Origin of the sequence: Snodgrassella sp. ESL0324 (genome assembly GCF_013344955.1) — a bacterium.
GTDB classification, from domain to species: Bacteria; Pseudomonadota; Gammaproteobacteria; order Burkholderiales; family Neisseriaceae; genus Snodgrassella; species Snodgrassella alvi.
Map to the genome: position 1 here is coordinate 23,067 of NZ_JAAEDS010000001.1, position 24,146 is coordinate 47,212.

Annotated in this window: 23 protein-coding genes, 1 tRNA gene, 1 pseudogene and 1 riboswitch; of the genes and pseudogenes, 13 read left to right on the forward strand and 12 right to left on the reverse strand. The window is 43.2% G+C overall.

Annotated elements, in window-relative coordinates; translation table 11 throughout:
* Position 1: 1 nt before the first annotated feature.
* Positions 2-940 (reverse strand): D-2-hydroxyacid dehydrogenase, encoded by a 939-nt coding sequence (locus GYY70_RS00060; protein WP_084548534.1) that lies wholly within the window; start codon positions 938-940, stop codon positions 2-4.
* A 103-nt stretch (positions 941-1,043) separates the two neighbouring features.
* On the opposite strand from GYY70_RS00060, the gene GYY70_RS00065 reads away from it, so the two are divergent.
* Complete coding sequence (locus tag GYY70_RS00065) at positions 1,044-1,370, forward strand: FKBP-type peptidyl-prolyl cis-trans isomerase (protein WP_084550608.1); 327 nt, start codon at positions 1,044-1,046, stop codon at positions 1,368-1,370.
* A 72-nt stretch (positions 1,371-1,442) separates the two neighbouring features.
* Entirely contained in the window at positions 1,443-2,819 is a 1,377-nt protein-coding gene (gene mnmE, locus GYY70_RS00070) for a tRNA uridine-5-carboxymethylaminomethyl(34) synthesis GTPase MnmE (protein WP_084548533.1), read from the forward strand.
* Positions 2,820-2,899: 80 nt separating this feature from the next.
* On the opposite strand, the gene GYY70_RS00075 is transcribed toward mnmE, so the two are convergent.
* Positions 2,900-3,109: a DUF1653 domain-containing protein gene (locus GYY70_RS00075; protein ID WP_232346154.1), complete on the reverse strand. Its 210-nt coding sequence runs from the start codon at positions 3,107-3,109 to the stop codon at positions 2,900-2,902.
* Between the two features lie 166 nt (positions 3,110-3,275).
* Here GYY70_RS00075 and cysI point away from each other — a divergent pair, with 166 nt between their 5' ends.
* Positions 3,276-5,045, forward strand: coding sequence for an assimilatory sulfite reductase (NADPH) hemoprotein subunit (cysI, locus tag GYY70_RS00080; RefSeq protein WP_174830820.1), 1,770 nt, complete (start codon positions 3,276-3,278; stop codon positions 5,043-5,045).
* 94 nt (positions 5,046-5,139) lie between these two features.
* Here cysI and GYY70_RS00085 read toward each other — a convergent pair whose 3' ends face one another.
* Positions 5,140-6,159 (reverse strand): sulfate ABC transporter substrate-binding protein, encoded by a 1,020-nt coding sequence (locus GYY70_RS00085; RefSeq protein ID WP_174830821.1) that lies wholly within the window; start codon positions 6,157-6,159, stop codon positions 5,140-5,142.
* Between the two features lie 211 nt (positions 6,160-6,370).
* On the opposite strand from GYY70_RS00085, the gene GYY70_RS00090 reads away from it, so the two are divergent.
* Complete coding sequence (locus tag GYY70_RS00090; RefSeq protein ID WP_174830822.1) at positions 6,371-7,663, forward strand: MFS transporter; 1,293 nt, start codon at positions 6,371-6,373, stop codon at positions 7,661-7,663.
* 94 nt (positions 7,664-7,757) lie between these two features.
* Here the strand turns inward: GYY70_RS00090 and secB are convergent, their stop codons facing one another.
* Complete coding sequence (secB, locus tag GYY70_RS00095; protein WP_025329677.1) at positions 7,758-8,222, reverse strand: protein-export chaperone SecB; 465 nt, start codon at positions 8,220-8,222, stop codon at positions 7,758-7,760.
* An 86-nt stretch (positions 8,223-8,308) separates the two neighbouring features.
* On the reverse strand, positions 8,309-8,566 hold the full coding sequence (gene grxC / locus GYY70_RS00100; protein ID WP_025329678.1) for a glutaredoxin 3: 258 nt from the start codon (positions 8,564-8,566) through the stop codon (positions 8,309-8,311).
* A gap of 143 nt (positions 8,567-8,709) precedes the next feature.
* Here grxC and ftsE point away from each other — a divergent pair, with 143 nt between their 5' ends.
* Positions 8,710-9,363 carry a cell division ATP-binding protein FtsE gene (gene ftsE, locus GYY70_RS00105; protein WP_025329679.1) on the forward strand — a complete coding sequence of 218 codons (654 nt, stop codon included), beginning with the start codon at positions 8,710-8,712 and terminating at the stop codon, positions 9,361-9,363.
* Positions 9,354-10,271, forward strand: a complete 918-nt coding sequence (gene ftsX, locus GYY70_RS00110) for a permease-like cell division protein FtsX (RefSeq protein WP_174830837.1) — start codon at positions 9,354-9,356, stop codon at positions 10,269-10,271. Before ftsE ends, ftsX begins: the two co-directional genes overlap by 10 nt.
* A gap of 58 nt (positions 10,272-10,329) precedes the next feature.
* Here the strand turns inward: ftsX and aroG are convergent, their stop codons facing one another.
* Positions 10,330-11,385, reverse strand: coding sequence for a 3-deoxy-7-phosphoheptulonate synthase AroG (gene aroG / locus GYY70_RS00115; RefSeq protein WP_084552691.1), 1,056 nt, complete (start codon positions 11,383-11,385; stop codon positions 10,330-10,332).
* A 270-nt stretch (positions 11,386-11,655) separates the two neighbouring features.
* Positions 11,656-11,700: riboswitch (PreQ1 riboswitch) on the forward strand.
* A gap of 6 nt (positions 11,701-11,706) precedes the next feature.
* Here aroG and queF point away from each other — a divergent pair.
* The 5 genes from queF to purB all read left to right on the forward strand — a co-directional run bounded on the left by queF (position 11,707) and on the right by purB (position 16,483).
* A complete protein-coding gene (gene queF / locus GYY70_RS00120; RefSeq protein ID WP_025329682.1) occupies positions 11,707-12,177 on the forward strand; it encodes a preQ(1) synthase in 471 nt (156 codons plus the stop codon).
* Between the two features lie 100 nt (positions 12,178-12,277).
* Positions 12,278-12,937: a 7-cyano-7-deazaguanine/7-aminomethyl-7-deazaguanine transporter gene (locus GYY70_RS00125; RefSeq protein ID WP_084548526.1), complete on the forward strand. Its 660-nt coding sequence runs from the start codon at positions 12,278-12,280 to the stop codon at positions 12,935-12,937.
* Positions 12,938-13,067: 130 nt separating this feature from the next.
* Positions 13,068-14,172 (forward strand): peptide chain release factor 2 gene (prfB, locus tag GYY70_RS00130; RefSeq protein ID WP_096766013.1). Its coding sequence is split into 2 segments (ribosomal slippage): positions 13,068-13,148 and positions 13,150-14,172, totalling 1,104 coding nucleotides; the frame shifts between segments, so codons are not numbered across the junction.
* Positions 14,173-14,231: 59 nt separating this feature from the next.
* Positions 14,232-15,053 carry a glycosyltransferase family A protein gene (locus tag GYY70_RS00135; RefSeq protein WP_174830823.1) on the forward strand — a complete coding sequence of 274 codons (822 nt, stop codon included), beginning with the start codon at positions 14,232-14,234 and terminating at the stop codon, positions 15,051-15,053.
* 59 nt (positions 15,054-15,112) lie between these two features.
* Positions 15,113-16,483 (forward strand): adenylosuccinate lyase, encoded by a 1,371-nt coding sequence (gene purB / locus GYY70_RS00140; protein ID WP_174830824.1) that lies wholly within the window; start codon positions 15,113-15,115, stop codon positions 16,481-16,483.
* Positions 16,484-16,996: 513 nt separating this feature from the next.
* Here purB and GYY70_RS00145 read toward each other — a convergent pair.
* The 6 genes and pseudogenes from GYY70_RS00145 to GYY70_RS00170 form a co-directional block, all read right to left on the reverse strand.
* A complete protein-coding gene (locus GYY70_RS00145; RefSeq protein ID WP_172397057.1) occupies positions 16,997-17,167 on the reverse strand; it encodes a hypothetical protein in 171 nt (56 codons plus the stop codon).
* A 267-nt stretch (positions 17,168-17,434) separates the two neighbouring features.
* A complete protein-coding gene (locus tag GYY70_RS00150; protein ID WP_174830825.1) occupies positions 17,435-17,818 on the reverse strand; it encodes a VOC family protein in 384 nt (127 codons plus the stop codon).
* A gap of 376 nt (positions 17,819-18,194) precedes the next feature.
* A complete protein-coding gene (gene hisD, locus GYY70_RS00155) occupies positions 18,195-19,484 on the reverse strand; it encodes a histidinol dehydrogenase (RefSeq protein WP_174830826.1) in 1,290 nt (429 codons plus the stop codon).
* A gap of 153 nt (positions 19,485-19,637) precedes the next feature.
* Positions 19,638-21,020, reverse strand: a pseudogene (locus tag GYY70_RS12290) (NYN domain-containing protein); the annotation flags it as partial.
* A 25-nt stretch (positions 21,021-21,045) separates the two neighbouring features.
* On the reverse strand, positions 21,046-21,699 hold the full coding sequence (hisG, locus tag GYY70_RS00165) for an ATP phosphoribosyltransferase (RefSeq protein WP_025329689.1): 654 nt from the start codon (positions 21,697-21,699) through the stop codon (positions 21,046-21,048).
* A gap of 109 nt (positions 21,700-21,808) precedes the next feature.
* Positions 21,809-22,459, reverse strand: coding sequence for an SCO family protein (locus tag GYY70_RS00170; RefSeq protein WP_084548519.1), 651 nt, complete (start codon positions 22,457-22,459; stop codon positions 21,809-21,811).
* A gap of 201 nt (positions 22,460-22,660) precedes the next feature.
* Between GYY70_RS00170 and GYY70_RS00175 the strand changes: the two genes are divergently transcribed.
* Together GYY70_RS00175 and GYY70_RS00180 are read left to right on the forward strand one after the other, a co-directional pair.
* A tRNA-Leu gene (locus GYY70_RS00175) sits at positions 22,661-22,745 on the forward strand.
* A gap of 279 nt (positions 22,746-23,024) precedes the next feature.
* Positions 23,025-23,951 carry a nuclease-related domain-containing protein gene (locus GYY70_RS00180; RefSeq protein ID WP_174830828.1) on the forward strand — a complete coding sequence of 309 codons (927 nt, stop codon included), beginning with the start codon at positions 23,025-23,027 and terminating at the stop codon, positions 23,949-23,951.
* The last annotated feature ends 195 nt before the right edge of the window (positions 23,952-24,146 follow it).

Sequence of the window (24,146 nt, forward strand, 5' to 3'; positions counted from 1 at the left end):
CCTATGCATTTTCCTGCATAAACGTATTGATATTATCCTCCAGCATGGTACAGATACGCTGTATGGCTTCTTCGCTGCCCCATGCTATATGCGGGGTAATAATCAGGTTAGGCAGGTGAGCACGTAGTAACGGATTGCCATGTACCGGTGGTTCTTCGCTAAGTACATCTACGCCTGCTCCGCCTAACTGACCATATTTCAAAGCCGCAACCAGTGGCTGTTCTGCAACCAGACCACCTCGTCCGACATTAATCAGTACGGCTTGTGGCTTCATCATTTTTAATTCCGCTTCATCAATCATATTGCGGGTTTGTTCATTCAGCGGGCAATGCAGGGAAACCACATCAGCTTGTTGTAATAGCTGGGTAAATGGGGTATAGCCATCCCGGCAACTGCTGGCGTTTTTGTGTTCTCCCCAGAGAACATGCATTCCGAATGCCTGCGCTCGTGCAGCTAAAGCCTGTCCGATACCGCCCTTCCCGAAAATTCCCAGTGTTTTGCCGTTCAAATCATGTATAGGTGCACCGAAATGGCAGAAAAAAGGGCTGTTTTCCCATAAGCCGGCAGCGACATCGCGCTGATAAGCAGGTAACTGGCGCATCAGTGCCAGAATCAGCATCATGGCATGTTCGGCAACCGTATCGTTTCCATAACCGCGAACATTACGAATACCGACATTGTGTTGTTGTGCTGTCTGCCGGTCAATGTGATCCAGACCGGTAGCCGGCACCGCAATTAATTGTAATTGTGGACTATTGCGAATAGCTTCAGCATTAATTCGCACTTTATTGGATATAACAATATTTGCCTGAGCAATCCGGCCGGCTACTTCATCCGGGCTGGTATGGCTATAGCTGGTAATGTGATGAGGAAATTTGAAGTTAAACGGATATTCGGGCAGAGTTGCACGGTCCAGAAAAACGATTTCGCTGGTAGTCATATTATCTCCTATTAATTGAAAAGCCTGCTATGGACAATAACATGCAAGGGTTGAATGTCTGTGTTACAGTGTACGCTAATTTATTAATCAAGGATGAATGAATATGGATCTGGTGATTGAAGATTTGCAGCAGGGTACGGGTACGGAAGCTCAAAAGGGTAAGGAAATTACGGTACATTATACTGGTATGCTGGAAGACGGTACGGTGTTTGATTCCAGTGTTACCCGTCAGCAGCCGTTAACATTTACTCTGGGTGCGGGTATGGTTATTGCCGGCTGGGATGAAGGATTTAATGGTATGAAGGTAGGCGGTAAACGCAAGCTGACTATTCCGCCGCATATGGCTTATGGCAGCCGGGGTGCGGGTGGTGTGATTCCGCCTGATGCCACACTGATTTTTGATGTGGAATTGTTGCAGGTTGATGATTAAGCTGTTGCACGCTGATTTTGCTCAGGCAGCTGTTTCAGGCTGCCTGAACTGTTTTAATAAGCAGGGATTCTGATGATGGAAACTAATCCGACTATTGCTGCTATTGCGACTGCTCCGGGACGTGGTGGCGTAGGCGTAGTACGTTTATCCGGTAAAAATCTGTTGTCTCTGGCACAAAAATTAAGTGGTGGAAAAACACCGGTGCCGCGCAAAGTGATGTATACCGATTTTGTTGATGAGCAGGATACGGTTATTGATAATGGTCTGTTGTTGTATTTTGCAGAGCCGGCCAGCTTTACCGGTGAAGATGTAATTGAGTTGCAGGGGCATGGCGGACCTGTGGTGTTGCAGATGCTATTGCAGCGCTGTTTGCAACTGGGTGCGCGGCTGGCAGAGCCGGGTGAATTTACTAAACGTGCCTTTTTAAATAATAAGCTGGATCTGGCGCAGGCTGAAAGTGTGGCTGATTTGATTGATGCTTCCAGTCAGTCGGCCGCACGGATGGCGGTACGCAGTTTGAAGGGTGCTTTTTCTGAAGAAATTCACCGGCTGGTTGATGATCTGATTACTTTGCGTATGCTGGTAGAGGCAACTCTGGATTTTCCGGAGGAGGATATTGATTTTCTTCAGGCCGCAGATGCAAGCGGCAAGCTTAAGCAGTTACGTGACCGTCTGGACAAGGTATTACAGCATGCACAGCAAGGCGCACTGCTGCGTGAAGGAATGAATGTGGTACTGGTGGGTGCGCCTAATGTAGGTAAATCAAGTCTGCTTAATGCACTGGCTGGCGACGATATAGCCATTGTTACTGATATCGCCGGTACAACCAGGGATACAGTAAGGGAACAGATTACTCTGGACGGGGTACCTGTCCATATTATTGATACAGCCGGTCTGCGTGAAACAGAAGATGTGGTTGAACGTATTGGTATTGAGCGCAGTCAGCAGGCTGTACAGCAGGCAGATGTAGCGCTGATACTGATTGACCAGCGTGAAGGACTCAATGCCACTACTGCGGCAATTCTGGCGCAGTTACCGGCCAGTTTGCACAAAATCGAAGTACACAACAAGATTGATTTAACAGGAGAAGCAGCCAGCTGTGTTTCACGTGAAACGGGAAAATTGCGGGCATTCACGGATGCCGGTCAGGTCATTGCTTTGTCGGCCAGAACCGGTGAAGGGCTGGACTTATTGCGTCAGGCTTTATTGCAGCAGGTAGGCTGGCAGGGTGAAAGTGAAGGGCTTTTTCTGGCACGAACACGCCACATTCAGGCACTTGAACAGGCCAAAGAGGAGCTGTTAAATGCCAGTATGTGTCAGGAAAATCAGATTGAATTGTTTGCAGAGCATTTGCGTCTGGCGCAGAATGCATTGAATGAGATTACTGGTGAATTCAGTGCCGATGATTTGCTGGGCGTTATATTCAGCCGTTTTTGTATCGGTAAATAAATTTTACACAGTTATTACTACTAAATGAAAGCACTAACTATCACTTTTAACGGATAGTTAGTGCTTTTTTGTTTTACTGGTTAAAGAGGCTGTATTAAAGCAAATCTTGGCACTGGTTGTCCGTCAACGCTTATGGTTTCATTAAACATGCTTTTGGGACGCACCCAGGTTGAATAATCGCCGTACAGGCACTGGTAAATAACCAGTTCTTCTTCGGTTTCACTGTGGCGTGCTGTACCGGTAACCTGATAAAGCCTGCCTTTATAGTGCTGATAAATGCCTCGTTGCATAGGTATTTCCTGCATAGTCAGATACAGCCGGAGAGCGCCGGCTGTCAGAGGTGTTATAACTAAAATCTCTTTAATTACAACTCGGTATTCTTTTGGCTGAAAGCCGATTAATTATACAATGGTTTGAATGAATTATAACAAGATGCCATATTAAGGAATACTGTAAATGAATAATGACCCGCGAGCCAGAATGCCAGATGCACCATTGGCCGACAATGAACGGCTGAAAGGTGAAAGTAATTATTTATACGGGCAGATTGCTGCCGATTTACATGACGGGATTACCGGCGGGTTTAATGGTGATGATTTTCAGCTGATTCGTTTTCATGGTATGTACGAGCAGGATGACCGCGATGTCCGTGCCCAGCGACAGGCAGCCAGACTGGAACCGCTGAAAAATGTAATGATGCGCTGCCGTCTGCCCGGCGGAATTATTACCCCGAAACAATGGCTTGGAATCGATGAATTTGCTACTGCACATACACTTTATGGCAGTATTCGTCTGACTACACGCCAGACATTTCAGTTTCATGGCGTGCTGAAACCTGATATTAAACCGATGCATCAGTGGCTGCATCAGCTCGGTCTGGATTCAATTGCTACCGCCGGTGATATTAATCGTAATGTGCTGTGCACCAGTAACCCGATTGAAAGCAGCTTGCATCGTGAAGCCTATGAGTGGGCGTGTAAGATTTCTGAGCATTTACTGCCGCGAACACATGCTTATGCTGATATCTGGCTGGATGGTGAAAAGGTGCTTAGTTCAGAACCGGCTGCACCATTGTCAGATGGTGTGAGTAATGATGCGGTCGAACCGATCAACGGTAAGACTTATTTGCCACGTAAATTTAAAACTGCTCTGGTTATTCCGCCACTGAATGATGTGGATTTACATGCCAATGATTTGAATTTTGTCGCTATTGATGAGGGCGGTCATCTTGTTGGTTTTAATGTACTGGTAGGCGGCGGGCTGTCTATTGATCATGGTAATCAGCGTACGTTCCCGAATACCGCTAAAGATTTTGGTTTTATTCCGGTGGAGCAGGCTGTACGCTGTGCTGAGGCTGTGGTTACTACTCAGCGCGACTGGGGTAATCGCAGTGATCGCAAAAATGCACGTACACGTTACACTTTGCAGCGTGTAGGCGCAGAAGTATTTAAGGAGGAGGTTGAACGCCGGCAGGGTTTTAAATTTGCTGCCAGTCGCCCTTATGAACTCACTGAACGCGGTGATCGCATTGGCTGGGTACAAGGGGAAGACGAACGCTGGCATCTGACCTTATTTATTGAAAACGGCCGTTTACTTGACTATCCTGACCGGCCGCTGAAAACCGGTATGCGTGAATTAGCCAGAATTCATAAAGGCGATTTCCGCCTGACAGCCAATCAGAATGTGATTATTGCCGGTGTACATGCTGAAGATAAGGATGAAATTGAACGGATTGCCCGTAAATATAAACTCATTGACGATGAAATCACTGAACAGCGTAAAAACAGTATGGCCTGTGTGGCTTTTCCAACTTGTCCGCTGGCGATGGCTGAATCTGAACGGTTTTTATCCGGTTTCATTGATCAGGTCGATGCGCTTATGGCGCAATATGGTTTGTCTAAGGAGCATATTATTCTGCGGGTAACCGGTTGTCCGAATAACTGCGGTCGTGCGTTACTGGCTGAAATCGGGCTGATAGGCAAAGCAGTCGGCCGTTATAATCTGTACGTTGGCGGTAACCGGGCTGGCACGCGTATTCCGCGTTTGTTCCGCGAGAATATTACAGTTGATGAAGTGCTGGCTATCTTGCAGGATTGGATTGCGCGCTGGGCACAGGAGCGTAATAATGCTGAGGATTTTGGTGATTTTGCTATTCGTACCGGTATTGTTAAACCGGTAGTAGATGCCGCAGTAGATTTCTGGGATGCAGATAAAGTTTCAGTGTAAACGACTAATCAGAAAAGAGAAATTTCTGTGATTTAAGTAAATAGTCCGGATACCTGATAACAGGTCCGGACTATTTTGTATCTATGGTGTCAGATTACGGTTGCTGATTGGCATAAATCTGATCAAATATACCGCCATCGCTGAAAAAGCGTTGTTGAGCTTCTTTCCAGCCACCAAATTCTTTATCAATGGTCACCAGTTGCAGGCTGGGAAACTGGTGCCGGTATTCTGCCATGATTTTTGGATTCACCGGTCTGAAATAACTTTGTGCTATCAGACGCTGGGCACTGTCGCTATACAAATATTGCAGATAGGCAGTGGCCAGCCGGCGTTTATCCGGGGTAAGAACATTACTGTCAACAACGGCTACCGGTGGTTCACATAAAATTGAAAGTGACGGTGTGACGATTTCAAATTCGTCAGGAGACTGCTTGAGTGCCAGTCTGGCTTCATTTTCCCATGCCAGTAATACATCGCCGAGCTGGCGGTGGGTAAAGGTGATGGTAGCGGCACGTGCTCCGGTATCCATCATGGGTACATGCCGGAGTAAAGCTTGCAGATATGCCTGAGCACTGGCATCACTACCGTTTGGCTGATGCTTCGCCCAAGCCCATGCAGCGAGAAAATTCCAGCGTGCACCACCGGATGTTTTAGGATTAGGTGTGATAATCTGAACATTGTTATGAATCAGATCTCCCCAGTCACGGATATGTTTGGGATTTCCCTTACGCACCAGAAAAACAATGGTAGAGGTATAGGGGGTGCTGTTATGGGGTAAACGCTGCTGCCAGTTCGGTTGCAGTAATGTTTTTTTGCCACGGTTCAGAGCATTGATGTCTCCGGCCAGCGCCAGTGTCACCACATCGGCTTTAAGACCATTCTGTACAGCAATAGCCTGTTTACCGGAACCTCCGTTGGACTGGCGGATATGCACTTTCTGACCGGTTTGCTGATACCAGTAGTTTTCAAAATCAGTATTGTAGTGCTGATACAATTCACGTGTAGCATCGTAGGAAGCGTTCAGCAGAGTTGCTCTGCTGCCGGAGTTGTTATCGCAAGATGTCAGACCTGCAATTATTGCTGCCAGCAGACCGTAGCGCCAGAATATATTCATGCCGGAAAATAGGTTTTAGACGAGGTTTTAATGTAGCAATGCTGGTGCGGGTACGGAAATACTGTTTTTTTGTTTCTTTATAACCAAAAGCAAGATAGCAGTCTGATAATCAGATGAAATGTAAGCAGTGAGGGCTGTGAATTTGAAAAAGTTGGCTTAGGCTGTTATAAACCGCTTTTAATTTTTTTATCTGTTTAATTGAGAAAGTTACATGAAGAGCCGGAATGCAGATGTTGCAGCTGAACAAAAGCTGTTAACACGGGAAGATGTGCGTACGCTGATGCTGTCATCCTTTGGCGGGGCGCTGGAATTTTATGATTTTGTCATTTATGTTTTTTATGCCAAAGTGCTGTCTGAACTGTTTTTTCCGGCAGGTTTAAATCCATTCTGGGCGCTGCTGAATACTTACGGAATTTTTGCTGCCGGTTATCTGTTTCGTCCGCTGGGCGGTATTGTAATGGCACATTTTGGTGATTTATTCGGGCGCAAGCGTTTGTTTGCATTGTCTATTATGATGATGGCTTTACCTACGTTATGTCTGGGTCTGATGCCTACGTTTGCTACTATCGGCTATGCAGCTCCTATACTGCTATTAGTATTACGCATGATACAGGGTGTGGCTATTGGCGGAGAAATTCCGGCAGCCTGGACTTTTGTGTCTGAGCATGTACCTGAAAAACGTATTGGTATGGCAAATGGTTTTCTCACAGGCGGGTTGTCGCTGGGAATATTACTGGGCTCTCTGATTGCGCTGGGTATGGCAAAACATTTCAGTAGTGAAGCTATTCTGAACGGAGCATGGCGTATACCTTTTATTATTGGCGGGCTGTTTGGGCTGCTGACTCTGTATTTACGCAGCTATCTGCATGAAACGCCGGTTTTCAAAGCAATGCAGCAACGCAAGGAGCTGACAACGGAAATGCCGGTTAAAGTTCTGGTTTTTAAACATAAAATTGCTGTAGCTCTCGGCATGCTGCTTACCTGGTTTCTGACTGGCTGTATTGTGGTGATTTTGCTGGCTATGCCACAGTTATTAACCGGCAGTTTTGGCTTTTCCAGTACGCAGGCATTTGAAATGCAGAGTATGGCTATTGTGATGCAAATGCTGGGCTGTGTGATTTATGGTTTGCTGGCAGATCGGCTGGGCACCGGACGGGTACTGATTGGCGGAATTGTGTTTACAGGTGTAATGACAGCGTTATTTTATCCGGCACTGGGCAAATTCAGTGATAGCCTGATTTTTGTTCTGTATTTATTGCTAGGGCTGGCGGCTGGTGTGGCCGGTATTGTTTCAGCTGCCATGATACGAATGTTTCCGCCGGCTATACGGTTTACAGGGATTTCTTTTTCCTACAATGTGGCTTATGCCATTGTCGGCGGTTTAACCTTACCTCTGGTGCAGTGGTTCAGCCTTTTTAGTCAGATTGGCGCGATGTATTATATTCTGTATTTATGTGGAGTAGGTATACTGGCTGCCATTGAATTTCAAAGTCGTTACCGGTGATGCTGTAGCTGCATCGTAACAGATATAAAAAAGCTGCTTTATCCGCAAGTATTATTGTATCGGGATAAAGCAGCTTTTTGTCTATAATTCTATATCAGGCATTGCCGGCGTTAGCCTGTTCAGCCTGATACATGGCTTCGAAATTGATCGGAGCCAGCATTACCGGCGGGAAGCCGGAGCGTGTAATGGTATTAGATACAGTTTCGCGTGCATAAGGGAACAGAATATTCGGAGCAGCTACAGCCAGCAGTAGCTCTACATCTTCATCCGGGATGTTGGCAATGCGGAAGATACCGCTTTGTGCCACTTCATTCAGAAATAATACACGTTCTTCAGTCATTTTTGCAGTAACAGTAACAGTTACTGTTACATTATAAAATTCATCTTCCAGTTTTTCAGAAGCAGAAGTAACACGCATTTCAATTTGTGGTTCTCCGCTTTCCAGAAAGATCTGTGGCGCATGCGGTACTTCCAGTGATAAATCTTTCAGATAAATTTTTTCAATACTGAATACCGGTTGTTGTGAGGTTTGTTCTGGTGTTTTTTCTTTTTTGCTCATGCTTTTCTTTCAACAAGGGAATAAAATTAATATTGCAGATTTCATCTGGTTGTACCGGATGAAAAGTGAAAAAAGATAGTACGTGCTTAACCTGCGAGCAGAGCGTCTAGTTTACCTGCTTGATTCAAAGCATTCAAATCATCAAAGCCGCCGACATGTACCTCACCGATATAAATCTGCGGAACAGTCCGGCGGCCGGTACGCTGCATCATCTGCTCCCGGATTTGCGCATCCGTATCAATCCGGATCTCATTGATATCGGTTACACCTTTTTGTTTGAGTAATGCCTTAGCCATCTGGCAGTAAGGGCATACCCCGGTGGTATACATGGTAATCGGTTGCATTGCAGTTTCCTTGGTTGCATACAGATATAGTTAAAAAAGGGTAGCATACCGCGAACTGGAGATACTGAACAGGTGCAGGCTTTCTTTGGCAGTATGCTGCGGTATAATTGATCAATATTCATATAACAAACGGACATGTAGAGATGATTCGTTTTGAGCAGGTTTCAAAAACGTATCCCGGCGGTTTTACTGCCCTGAAAAACCTGAGTTTTTCTATCAGCAAAGGTGAAATGATTTTTATTGCAGGCCATTCCGGTGCGGGTAAGTCAACGATTCTTAAACTGATCAGCGGTATCGTTAAACCTACTAAGGGCAAGGTATGGCTGAATAATCAGGATTTGGGGCGATTAAATGATAACCAGCTCGGTTATTTGCGTCAGCATATCGGTATCGTTTTTCAGGATCATAAATTATTATTTGACCGCAATGTGTTGCAAAATGTGATGTTACCTCTGCGTATCACCGGTTATGAACGTAAACAGGCTGAGCGGCGGGCGCGGATAGCGATTGAAAAAGTTGGTCTGAGCGGACGTGAACTGGCTGATCCGATTACTTTGTCCGGCGGCGAGCAGCAGCGGTTGTGTATTGCGCGTGCTGTGGTACATCAGCCCAGCCTGCTGATTGCAGATGAACCGTCTGCCAATCTGGACAGAGCCTATGCACTGGATATTATGGAACTGTTTAAAACATTTCATGAGGCCGGTACTACGATTATGGTGGCAGCACATGATGAAACATTAATGGCAGACTACGGACACCGTATTATCCGCTTACAGGAAGGCAGGTTATACGCATGATCCAGTTTATTTCTCTGCATAAAGAAGCGGCATACAAGGCATTACGTCAATTACTGCGTCAGCCGGTAGCAACCCTGCTGATTTTACTTATGCTGGCCATTGCCATGACTTTACCGCTGGCTCTGTATCTGGGTGTACAGAGCGGTCAGCAGGTACTGGGGCAGATGAATGAAGTGCCCACCATGACACTTTATATGCAGATTAATGCCACAGCCAATGATAATCATACCGTTGAAAAAGCCTTAAAGGCCAATAAACAACTTGAAAAAGTAGTATTTGTGAGTAAACAGCAAGGGCTGGAAGAGTTGCAGCGCAGCATGGGTAATCAGGATTTGGTTTCAATGCTTGACAGTAACCCTCTGCCGGATGCATTCACGGTTACACCGCAGGCAGGTTCGCCGGAAGAACTGACTGCCTTACAGACTCAGCTCGAACAATTACCTATGGTTGAAAGCGTAAAAATGGATGCTGAGTGGATGCAGACGCTGTATCAGATTAATCAGTTTATCCATCAGTTGTTGTGGTTTCTGGCCATTACACTGGGTCTGGCTTTTGCTCTGGTTGCTTACAATACTATCCGGTTACAAATTCTCAGCCATCGGGAAGAAATCGAAATTACCAAACTGCTGGGCGCTCCGGCTTCATTTATCCGTCGGCCGTTTCTGTATCTGGCTATCTGGCAAAGCCTGCTGGCTGCGGCAATCAGCATTGGTTCGTGTTACTGGCTTAACTATCAGACCCAGCCTTTACTCAGTGCGATTTTGCAGCCGTATGGCGTGCATGTTGTCTGGCGTTTTTTCAATCTATGGGAAATACTGGCTATTATGCTGGTAGTCTGCGGATTGGGTATGCTGGGCGCATGGCTGGCTACGCGTCAGCATTTGCTTAGCTTTAAATCAGTACGGTAAAAAATTATCCCCGCAAATAGCGGGGATAATTTTAAGATATCACATGTGTCGATACTGTTTACTTTTGCTGACGTGCCTGTGCAGCCTGTGCCAGTAAGGCAAGCATAGTTTCTGTTTCTTCCCAGCCAATACAGGCATCGGTAATACTCTGACCGTAATTTTCCGGGTTATCCTGTCGTCCGGCCATCAGATTACTTTCTACCATTACACCCATAATGTGCTGTTCACCTGCCTGAATCTGTCCGGCAATATCCTGTGCTACCTCCATTTGCCGGCGGTAATCCTTTCGGCTGTTGGCATGGCTGCAATCGATCATCAGATTAGGAGTAACCTGATTTTTGTTCAGTTCATTTACCGCCGCCTGTACATATTCATGGCTGTAATTAGGTTCTTTACCGCCACGCAGAATGATGTGGCAGTCAGGATTGCCGCTGGTGCGTACAATGGCCGAATGGCCGGCCTTGGTTACTGAAAGAAAATGATGCGGATGGCTGGAAGCACCAATGGCATCAATAGCAATTTTCAGATTGCCATCAGTACCATTTTTGAAACCTACCGGACAGCTTAAACCTGAGGCCAGCTCACGGTGTACCTGACTTTCGGTTGTACGGGCACCAATTGCTCCCCATGAAATCAGGTCAGCAAAATACTGCGGAGTAATCATGTCCAGAAATTCAGTAGCTGCCGGCATCCCCATATTGTTTAATTCCAGCAGCAGTTTACGTGCCAGACGCAAACCATAGTTAATATCATAGGAACCATCAATATGCGGATCGTTAATAAATCCTTTCCAGCCTACCGTAGTACGCGGTTTTTCAAAGTAAACCCGCATAACAATCAGTAATTCTTGTGCATATTTTTCACGTAATACATTCAGACGCTGAGCGTATTCAATAGCAGCTGCCGGATCATGGATAGAACACGGACCGATAATCACCAGTAGACGTTTATCCTTGCCATGTACCAGATCAGCAATAGCATGGCGTGTATTGTGTACTACCTCAGAGGCCTGCTCTGTAATGGGCAATTCGTATAAATGAGCAATGGGTGGCAACAGCTCCTTAATTTCTTTAATTCTGACATCATCAATTGGGCGGGATGCTACCTGATTCATAGTAATTCCTGTCTGACTCTATTATTTTAAATTTTTCGTGATTTATCCATCAGGCTATAATGAATATGCTTAAAAAGCAAGGACAAAACTTTGGCAAAGATATATTATTGCTTAAATTCGGATTTAAATAACATTTAATTATTTTTTATGATGATTTTTTATAAATTATCGGAATAATATACTAATAATAACCATTATATTGTCTTTACGGAATAGAGCGGATTGTACTGATATAGTTTTGATTTCAGACAAATTTCAGGTACAATCGCCCACCCTGTGGTTCGTAAACCTCCCACATAAAAAAACTAGGAAATCAAATATATGCGTGCGCAAAATAATCTGGGCACGGTGAGCCTGCTGGGTAATCAGCATACGGAATACCGTAGTGATTATGCCCCGGAGCTGCTGGAAGCCTTCGACAATCAACACCCTGATAACGATTATTTCGTTAAATTTATCTGTCCTGAATTCACCAGCCTGTGCCCGAAAACCGGCCAGCCGGACTTTGCTACCATTTATATCAATTATTTACCGCGTTTGCGTATGGTAGAAAGTAAATCGTTAAAACTGTATCTGTTCAGTTTCCGCAATCATGGTGATTTTCATGAAGATTGTGTCAATATCATCATGAAAGATCTGATTGCCCTGATGCAGCCCAAATACATTGAGGTATATGGTGAATTTACACCGCGTGGCGGCATCGCCATCCATCCGTATGCCAATTATGGTGAGCCTGATACACGCTATAGCGATATGGCTGCACAGCGATTACTTCAGTTTCAGGTGAAATAAATCTTCTTAAAATGACACATGTATCTCAGGCTGCCGGTTTACATCATTCGGGCAGTTTTACTGCCTGGCGCAGTTACCGATACGACTGATAGGAATAAATATGTATGAATTTTCTGATGCGCAACGCTCTAAAGCATTGCGCTGGCTGACGTTCTGGCACATGCTGGTAATCGTAGCCAGTAATTATCTGGTACAGTTTCCCTTTACTTTATTTGGATTACACAATACCTGGGGCGCTTTTACCTTTCCGTTTATTTTTCTTACCACTGATTTAACGGTAAGAATTTTTGGTTCAGGTCTGGCGCGCCGAATCATTTTCTGGGTAATGCTGCCATCATTACTGTTTTCTTATGCCATTTCTGTCCTGTTTCAAGACGGGCACTGGATGGGCTGGGCGGCATTAAGCCATTTTGATTTATTTGTTGCCCGTATTGCCCTGGCCAGTTTTACAGCCTATGTGGTCGGTCAGCTGATGGATATTCTGGTATTTAACCGGCTGCGGCAGTGCCGGCGCTGGTGGCCTGCTCCCAGCGCTTCTGCTGTTTTAGGCAGTGCTGTAGATACATTGCTGTTTTTTGCTGTTGCGTTTTACCATTCGCCGGATGCATTTATGGCCGAGAACTGGTTACAGATTTCCCTGACCGATTATGCGTTCAAAATCAGCGTTGCCGCTCTGTTTTTCCTGCCTACTTATGGCATCGTACTGCGCTATTTATTATACAAACTAACTGCTTTGGCACCTCGTACCGTAAACGGGTAAAAAGAATTATCAATCAACATCTGATTACAATTTATTCTTTATCATCAGGCCGCTTAAAAGCGGCCTGATTGACACACCGGCTTCTGTTATAATACGCGCCTATTTTCAAATACATGGCTAAGAGAACATCATGGAAGCGGAGCAGATTAATCAATTAAATAATATTCTGGATGATATGGCATCCCGTAGTCACGATTTACGGAGGTATCTTTGACTACGCTGGCAAAAAAGACCGCCTCGAAGAAGTAATTGGTCTGTCAGAAGATCCTGAGTTGTGGAACGATCCGAAAAAAGCTCAGGAAGTCGGTAAAGAACGCAAAGTGCTGGAGGGCATCGTACTCACACTGGATCATCTGCACAGCGGTATCGAAGATAACCGGATGCTGCTGCAGATGGCTGTGGAGGAAAATGATACAGACGGTTTTGAAGCCGTTCAGGCAGATATTACCGCCTTACAGGATGAACTGGCACAGCTTGAATTCAAACGTATGTTTAATCAGCCTGCCGATGTCAATAACTGCTTCATAGATATTGTTGCCGGTGCCGGCGGTACAGAGGCGGAAGACTGGGCTGGGATGCTGTTGCGCATGTACGTGCGTTATGGCGAACGCAAAGGCTTCAAAGTAGAAATACTTGAAGAAGATGAAGGCGAAATTGCCGGTGTGAATCGTGCTACTATCAAACTGGACGGAGAGTACGCCTACGGATTACTGCGTACTGAAACCGGTATTCACCGTCTGGTACGGTATTCACCTTTTGATTCAAATAACAAACGCCATACTTCATTTGCATCGGTATTTGTCTATCCTGAAGTCGATGACAGCTTTGAAATTGAAATCAATCCGGCTGATTTGCGCATTGATACCTATCGTGCTTCTGGCGCTGGTGGTCAGCACATTAATAAAACTGATTCAGCTGTACGTATTACCCATGAACCGACTGGTATTGTGGTGCAGTGCCAGAATGACCGTTCTCAGCACCGCAACCGCGAAGAAGCAATGAATATGCTTAAGGCAAAATTGTTCGAGCTGGAAATGCGCCGGCGTAATGAAGAAAAGCAGAATCTGGAAGCCAGTAAAGATGATGTGGGCTGGGGACATCAGATTCGTTCTTATGTATTCGACTCTTCGCGCATTAAGGATTTACGTACCGGCTATGAAGTCGGCAATATCAAGGCAGTTATGGATGGTGACCTTGATGGCTTTATTGAAGCCAGTCTGAAACAGGGCGTTTAAGAAACAGTCACGAGGCTGTCTGATGCATTTAGGCAGCCTTATTTTTTAAGGTATGTAGCATGAATTGTATTGATGTCATTATTCCCTGCTACAACGCAGAAAACACACTGGCGCGGGCTGTAGAGAGTGTACTGGCACAGCCTGAGCTGGGTTGTCTGTGGCTGATTGATGATGCCTCTACCGATAATACCGCCATCCTGATTCAGCAGTGGCAGCAGCGTTATCCGCAAAAAATTCGTGCAGAATATCTGGTATCTAATCGCGGACCTGCGCTGGCGCGTAACTGGGGGGCATTATTGTCTGCCAGCAGCCATATTGCTTTTCTGGATGCCGATGATGCCTATCAGCCTCATGCCTTACAGGCAGCATGTGCCGTATTTCACTTTCGCCCGCAGAGTGGTTTATTGCGCCTGCCGGTAACCGGATACAATATTCCGGAAGAATACCGGGAGCATGAACAGTTTGATCTGATCTGGCGTACTTTTGAAATGATTACCGCCACCAATACCGTTTTTAACCGTGCCTATTTTCTCGCTTGTGGTGGTTTTCCGGCTGACTCTCTGTTTCGGCAGCTAGGCGGGGAAGATGGTGCTCTTGGTCTGGCTACAATAGAAAGCTGCATGGTTGCTACCCTTTTTGATAAAGCCGGCATGACCGACATCGGTGTCAATTTTTATGGTCATGACAGTATGTATGTACGTAAACTGTTTGATTCGATGCTGTCAGGGCAAGCTCGTCCTGATTGTGATGAGCATGCGATGCAGCAAGCCAATACTGTTACTCAGACTATTGTGCATCGCTTACTTGATTTGCGTCAGATACTGAATCATCCGAAACCGGGAAAGCAGGCATTACAGCTTTTTACTGATTTAACCGGTTAATGCTGTCGCATCGGATTAACTGAAAATTGTCTTTTGATAACTCTGGAAGTAGAAGAAACATGATAAATCCGTTATATGCGCTGTCTCCGCTGGATGGGCGCTATGCATCGTCTGTGGCTGATTTGCGCCCGATTTTTTCTGAATATGGTCTGATGCATGCTCGCGTACAGGTTGAGCTTGGCTGGCTGAAAGCATTGGCAGCCGAAGCAGGAATCAGTGAAGTTCCGCCATTCAGTCCGGCCACCATTGCAGAAATTGATCGTGTTATTGCTGAATTTTCAATAGCAGATGCCGAAGCAGTTAAAGCTATAGAAGCCACAACCAATCATGATGTGAAAGCTATTGAATACTGGCTGAAACAGCGTTTTGCCAATGTGCCTGAAGTTATAGCAGTCAGTGAATTCATTCATTTTTCCTGTACCAGTGAGGATATCAATAATCTTTCACATGCTCTGATGCTGAAACAGGCACGTGATGAAGTACTGCTGCCTAAGCTTAATAAACTGATAACTGTATTGCGCAATCTGGCTCATACTCATGCTGCTTTGCCTATGATGTGCCGCACCCATGGGCAGCCGGCTACTCCCAGTACACTGGGTAAAGAAATCGCCAATGTCGTGGCTCGTTTGCAAAGACAAATGGAATTAGTTCGGCAACAGCAGTTTCTGGGCAAAATCAATGGTGCTGTGGGTAATTACAACGCGCATCTGGTTGCCTATCCTGATATAGACTGGGAAGGACATTGCCGCCGTTTTGTTGAATATAATCTGGGGCTGACCTTTAACCCCTATACTATTCAGATTGAACCACATGATTATATGGCGGAATTTTTCCAGACGATTAGCCGTATAAACACCATTCTGATCGATTTTAACCGTGATATCTGGGGCTATATCTCTATTGGCTATTTCCGGCAGAAAGTTAAAGCCGGAGAAGTTGGTTCTTCTACCATGCCACACAAAGTCAATCCGATTGATTTTGAAAATTCAGAAGGTAATCTGGGTATGGCCAATGCTGTGCTGGGATTCCTTGCTGAAAAACTGCCGGTATCCCGCTGGCAGCGCGATTTAACCGATAGTACTGTATTGCGTAATATGGGGACGGGCTTCGGTTACACTATATTGGGACTGACAGCGCATTTGCGTGGTCTGAATAAGCTGGAAATCAATTCTGCTGCGTTTGCCGCAGATCTGGATGCAACATGGGAGCTGCTGGCTGAGCCGATTCAGACAGTAATGCGCCGCTATGGGATAGCCAACCCGTATGAGCAGCTTAAAGAACTTACCCGTGGTAAGCATGGAATTACCCCTGAAAGTTTGCAGACATTTATAAATCAGCTGGCAATTCCAGACACGGCAAAAGCACAGTTACTGGCGCTTACTCCTGCATTATATGTAGGCAAGGCTCAGGAGCTGGCAGAACGAATCTGAATATAATGATTAACAGGGGAAAGCAGCGAAATTCTTTCCCCTTATCTTAAAGTAATTCAATAAACTGACTTTTAAATATTATTGTAAAAATGCAGGATATATTATGGCATAGCTCAAAAAATATAATCACAGACAGCTTAGCCCGCTCAGTCAGATTAATGCAAATAACTTTTAACGAATAGAATTATAATTTCTTGGATATTATAATAATTTAAGATTGCTTTGTATTTAGAAATTGAGCTTATTCTAGGTAGAATATATTATTAAGTAGACAATCGCATTGCACGTTAGTTATTACATTTTGATTTGTTTGATTAGAGTAAATAAATTTCAAAAATTGTAGTTAGTTTAATTCAGCTTTTGCTCAAGGTATTTAACAGTTGTTATAGTGGATTGTTAGTATTTAGTAAAATTTTTAACTATAAACATATAAACTAAGTAATTGAACATATTATTGAATAATTATTAAATAGTATAAAAAAGCCTAAATCTAAAGATTTAGGCTTTTTTATACTAAGCGTACATAATTAATACCCAAGTAACAGCTTTGCCACGATAGGGTGGAAATGTATTACCTACGGCAATAGGAGCGGTTGTTGATGGTTCTTCTTGGACTTTCCAAACACCACTTTCAGGACATTTTTCACCCGTCTTACAAGTCGTTCCTAAAGGTTTTTTTTGCATATAAAATCTCCAAATATAGAAATAAACATCGAATTGATGCAATAATAATATATGAATAGATTTTACAATTGCAATACCATATATAAAATATTTTTATAAAAATTTTATATGAATTAATATAATAAAATTTGGAAAATATATGTTTAGATATTATTTAAATTTATTTATTATGATTAACTGATTTATTTTAAGCAATAAATAATCATTAGGTATTTAGTTATCTTGTTCGAATGTTTTTGTTAGTAATAAATTATCTGGGTAAAATTATTAATTTGGATAATTCGATAATTCAATCAGATTATTATCCGGATCACGAATATAAATCGAAGTAATTTTTCCACAAGCCCCGGTACGAGAAGTTGGCTCTAGTTCTAATGGAATATTATGCTGATGTAAAACAGCCATTACTTCATCCAGAGTCTGTTCTACAATAAAGCACAAATCAGCAGAACCGGGAGTAGGATGTTTCGCTTTAGGTTCAAACTCATGTCCTTGCTGATGTAAATTAATCTTCATCTGACCAAAATGCAAAGCAGTACGATTATCTGCAAATGTACTTACCTGCATGCCAAGTACATTAGCATAAAAATCACAGGAGGCCTGAATATCTTTAACAGTTAATACCAGATGATCCAGTCTTTTAATCTGCATTATTAACTCCTTACTATAAAATTAGAATAGTAATGTATTCGCAATTCAGTATAAGCCCAGCTTACCAGAGTGTGTCAATAGAGAAAAAATAACGCTTACAAATAATTGTTTAAATTGACGTTTAGTATTGTAGTCTGGAAACATTCAGCATATAAAAATACAAAATATTTTTAGGTTTTTTATTAGAAAATTGTTTATTTTTATGATATTTGATTTAAATTATTATCGTATTATTAGAGTTTGTATTTTCAATTATCTTGGTTCAGATTAAACACAGATTCCAGAAATAGATTAAAATCTGCATGAAATAGTTAGTCACACAACATAAATAAAAATGCCAATGCTATTGAAGCATTGGCACGTGTGAATAAAATTTTTATTCCATACGCAGTTCAGCAGACCTTGCGTGTGCAGTCAGGCCTTCACCATGTGCCAGAATGCTGGCAATTTGTCCTAACTGTCGGGCACCCTCAGCAGAAACCTGAATCAGACTGCTGCGTTTTTGAAAATCGTATACACCCAGCGGGGAAGCAAACCGAGCAGTACGGCTGGTTGGTAATACGTGATTAGGGCCGGCACAATAATCTCCCAGACTCTCACTGGTATATTGCCCCATGAAAATAGCACCGGCATGCCGGATTTTCGGTGCCCATTTTTGTGGGTCAGCTACCGAAAGCTCCAGATGTTCAGGTGCCAGATAATTGGCAATATCACATGCTTCATCCAGATTCTGAGCCTGAATAATGGCTCCGCGATTAGTCAGTGAAGCTTCAATGATATCCTTGCGTGGCATCTGTGCCATTAACTCATCCATCTGGGCTTCTACTTCCTGAGCATAATCTGCATTGGTTGTGATCAGTATAGCCTGTGCAATTTCATCATGCTCTGCCTGACTGAATAGATCCATAGCCACCCATTTGGCCGGAGTAGTACCATCAGCAATCACCAGAATCTCACTGGGGCCGGCAACCATATCAATACCAACAACACCAAATACCCGCCTTTTGGCTGCAGCCACATAAGCATTGCCGGGTCCGGTAATTTTATCAACCTGAGCAATACTTTGTGTTCCATAAGCTAAAGCTGCTATGGCCTGAGCGCCACCTATAGTAAAGACTTGAGTTACTCCGGCTACATAAGCTGCCGCCAGAACAATATCATTTCTCTCTCCATATGGCATCGGCACAACCATCACAATTTCAGCGACACCGGCTACATGTGCCGGCATAGCATTCATCATCACTGAGCTTGGATAAGCCGCTTTACCGCCAGGTACATAAATGCCTACTCTGTCCAGAGCAGTAATTTGCTGCCCCAGTAAAGTACCATTTTCATCTTCATATTGCCATGATTGCTGTTTCTGGTGCTGGTGATAGCTTTCAATCCGTTTAGCAGCAGTTTGTAAAGCTGTCTGCACATCTGCCGGCAGATGGGCAAATGCTGCGGCCAGATCTGTCTGACTTAATGTCAGATCAGCCATAGACTGAGCCTGTGTGTGATCAAAACGATTAGTATATTCAATTACAGCTTCATCACCGCGTTGCTGCACATCTGTACAAATAGCGGCTACAGCTGCATCCACTTGCGGATCCTGTGCTGTTTCGAATGCCTGTAATGCAGTTAGCCGGGCTTTAAAATCAGCATCCAGCGTAGAAATATATTTCATGCCTATGTATAACGGGCAGCCTGAGCTGCCCGATCCTGATATCATTAATTAAAAATTATTGCCGAAATTATCATCATCTTCATCGATAACCGGTGTTTTTGATTTAGTGGCCAGTTCATGAGCCGGAATAGTATTACCATCTACTTCAATGTCATAAGGTTTTACTACCCGTACCCGTAAGCCACGGCCGGCCTTACGGCTGTCTACCCACTCACTGCTAATTGCCGAGATAGCATTATTGGCATTGTCAAAACCATAGTCTTTAGCATTAAAGCCGCCATCGCTGGTTACTAGCTCGCGAGCAACTGAGCTTACTGTCGCCCAGCCTTCAATATCACAGGTTCTTTCAATGGCCTTTTGTACCATCGGGACCAGACGGTTCCAGTGGTGCTGGCTGGATGTTTCACCGGAAGAACGACCAGATTTGGATGAGCGGTTATTGAAACCGGATTTTGCCGGACGACCACGACCACGGCTACTTTCCGCAGGAGTTACCGTCGTTTCGAATACCGTCTTGCGGGGACGGCCACGGCCGCGTTTAGTCTGATCATCCCGGCCCTTTTCATAACTGGTGAATTCTGGAGCTCTGGTTTCAATCTGTACCAGCACCGGTTCTTTAGCTTTGCTTTTTTCTTCCGGCTCAATGGTTACACTTACTTTTTCTGCCGGCATGGCTGTGCTGACTGCCGGAATGGTAATAACCAGTGGCGCATCATTATTCTGCTGGAAAGCTGTCGGCTCACTAACCGATGTGTAAGGTTTGCTTTCTGTTTTAGGCGCAAGGCTACTATTGCGTTTTTTCAGACGCAGCCATAAATGATTGCCGTGCATCTGAGTTTCAAAAATATCGATGGCACTGATCAGATAAGAGAGTTTGGTATAACCATAATTACGTGCATCGAAATCGGAATTAACCTTGTTGATATACTGACCGATAACGCCCAGTGATGTCCAGCCATCATCATCTGCATGCTCCTTCACTGCATTGCGGAACAGATTCATCAGTGCAGTATCCTGTTTCAGCTCAGCCGGAGTTTTGCGTTTATTGCGGAAAATCGGTGTCTGGACTTTATCTTCACCCATATCTACTGTGGTATGGCTAAGTAAATTCTCAGTATAAATAAATTTATCACATGCTTTACGGAAAGATTCAGGCGTTTTTTTCTGCCCGAAACCATAAACAGTCAGACCATTTTCACGAATACGGGAAGCCAGACGGGTAAAATCACTGTCACTGGATACAATACAGAAGCCGTCAAAAGTATTACTGTATAATAAATCCATGGCATCAATTACCATAGCCATATCAGTGGCATTTTTTCCCTTAGTATAGGCAAATTGCTGTACAGGGGTAATAGCGTGTGGTAACAGTGCATCTTTCCATTTGGACAGGCCGCTGCTCCAGTCGCCATAAATGCGTTTAACGCTGGCAATACCGTATTTGGCAATCTCTTCCAGTAAAGATTCAACAATACTGGCTGAAGCATTATCAGCATCAATAAGTACTGCCAGTTTGGCCGAATTTTCCGTAGTCATTTATAGAATTCCTGTTAATAAAAATTTAAATTTCGTGATTTCGTGCACTAGTAAATACATTAATAATTGGTTGTATAGCTGCATATTTCAGCTTTAAGGCCGCCTTATTTACGACCAGCCGGCTGGAAATATCTACAACATGCTCAACAGCCTCCAGGTTATTTGCCTTTAACGTATTACCCGTCGAAACCAAATCAACAATTGCATCAGCCAACCCTACCAGAGGTGCCAGCTCCATTGAACCATATAATTTAATTAAATCAATGTGTACGCCTTTGCCGGCAAAATGTTCAGCAGCAATATTAGGGTATTTACTGGCTACGCGTAAGCGGCAGCCGGGTTGTGAAGCTGCTGCGTAGTCAAACCCTTTGCGTACGGCTACCATCATTCTGCAACGGGCAATATTCAAATCCAAAGGTTGATATAACCCGTCACCATCATGTTCAATTAAAACATCTTTTCCAGCGATTCCAAAATCAGCTGCTCCGTATTGCACATATGTAGGCACATCTGTTGCCCGAACAATGATTAAACGGATATTGTCATGGTTAGTATTAATAATCAGTTTACGTGACTCTTCCGGGTCTTCAATAGCATTAATTCCTGCCGCAGCGAGTAATGGCAAGGTTTCTTCATAAATTCGACCTTTAGATAACGCTATGGTTAATTGTACAGTCATTTTTTTGTCAGTGTTGAATAATATACATAAAAGCAAACTTATTAAGCGATAAATTATTTTTGCAGAAAAATAAGTTTGCAGAAATTATAAAAATAATAATTAAATAATTTTAATCCAGTAATTGTTTTATGTCATGAGCCAATTGTGCCGCTGTCTGGCTGTGTGGTTCATAAACTACGGTACGGCCTTGTTTATCAATTAAATATGTTCCTGTGCTGTGATCCATTAAATATTCACCGGAACTACTGCCTGCTACTTTATGTACAGCAATTTTATACTGATTAATAACGTTATTAAGCTCTTGCTGATGTTGTTTATCTACAGTTAAACCAATAAAGTCAGGATTAAATGCCGGAGCATAAGCCTCCATAACCTGTGGTGTATCACGCAGCGGATCAACCGTAATAAACAATACCTGTACCTGTTTTCCCTGCTCACCTAGCTGATTTATTGCATCTGCATAAGCAAGCAGATTAGTCGGGCAAACATCCGGACAATGAGTATAACCGAACACTAATACTACTATTTTACCCTGAAAATCACGCAGATGTACTGTTTTACCGTCAGAACCAAGCAAGGAAAAATCTTTACCACCCAAGCCGGCATCGCGTACATCACTGCCTTCAAAATTATACTGATGCAGTGGTTTGGCTGAATCAGCACTTGCCGGCTGAGCATTGTTAACTGCCGACTGAGGCTGGCAGGCACCCAATAAAATCGCGGATGTTAATACAGCCAGAAAATTTTGTATGTTAAGCATAAAGTTAATAATAATACAAAAATGAACTTTAAATAAATATTTAAAATTCAGAAATTTTTTAATTTTAAAATTAATAAGTAAAATATAAAAAAATCCAAAAATAAAATCAATATTTTATTCAGAATCAGTTAAAAAAATTTTTTACCATAAAAAAATTCTTTACAGCCATGGAAAATCCGTTATAATGCGTCTTCTTCGCTAGCCCAGGTGGCGAAATTGGTAGACGCAGGGGACTCAAAATCCCCCGCCGCAAGGTGTGACGGTTCGAGTCCGTCCCTGGGCACCAGATTCTGAAAACCGCTGATAACAGCGGTTTTTTTATTTTCGCAGTTAACAGCCTGTCAGACTAATGATATGCAGAAATTTATCAAACTTGATAGCTAAATCATGAGAAAAACATAATAGCTTATTTGGCATAATCATTATAGCTAGTGAGTCGTATTATTAAATATAATACGACTCTTTTGGTTTCCGGTGGTTTTATCATTTACCGGACAATCATATGCAGCCCAATATCAGACCCGGACAGACGTCTATCACTAATTATTGCAATTGAATTCTAAAAATGATTTTTAAGCAGGCTGACAGTAAAGTAAAAGACATAGAAATACTCCACCGGCTATTGCAACGGTCTGATCTAACACAGCAGACGCGTCAGCATATTGAACATCATCTGCGGTTAATCCGTTCGGGAATCAAAGGTGAAGCAGAATCTGCTTATCAGCTGCAGTTTCATTTTGGCAATCATTCCGAATGGGTAATTATCAATGATTTAAGATTAAAGTATCAGGGAAAAGTGGCACAAATTGACCATTTACTAATTAATCGTCATATGCAAATATTTGTATGTGAAAGTAAAAGAATAACTGGCAGCCTGATTATTAATGAGCAGGGTGAGTTTTCACGTATATATGAAGGTAATGAACAGGGAATGTCTTCTCCTCTTGAACAAAACCGACGTCATATTAGCCTGCTGAATAATTTATTACTTTCAGATAAGATTCAGCTGCCCAGCCGTTTTGGCAGAAAATTGCGTCCGTCATTATATAGCCTGATACTCGTCTCTAACGATGCCTGTATCCGGCGTCCCCGAAATCCGATTTCCGGGTTGGATAGCGTAATAAAAAATGAGCAATTGCAAACAAAAGTACAGCAGTTAAGCAAACCCGCGGGTATCTTAAGTTTTATCCGTACAGCACAAATTGCCAGTATACAAAAATTCGCCCGTCAGCTGGTGCAGTTGCATCAACCTGCACGATATGACTGGCCAAGTTATTTTGGTTTGAATAAGTTATCTGATCAATTGATAACTAAATCAGCTTATATAGCTCATCCACAAAATGAAAATTTGAGTTCAGCAACTTATTATTTTTGCTCCATGTGTCATAAAAATATCTCATCAGGCGTAGTTGATTATTGCCGGAATCATAAAAATATATTTGGCGGTAAAATATATTGTTATCAGTGTCAGCAAAAAATTAAACAACAATGAATAGTGATGATTTCAGTATGTTATTGAGAAGTTAGATACACTGGATATACTGGTTTAAAAGTAATGTATACCATGAACATTATTATTTTACTGAACAATTTTTTACATAAAACACTACTGGTAAAATTTTTCAGAAGTACCATATTCAAATATATATAAATGTAAGCTAATTAATTTATATAGTCGGTATATTAT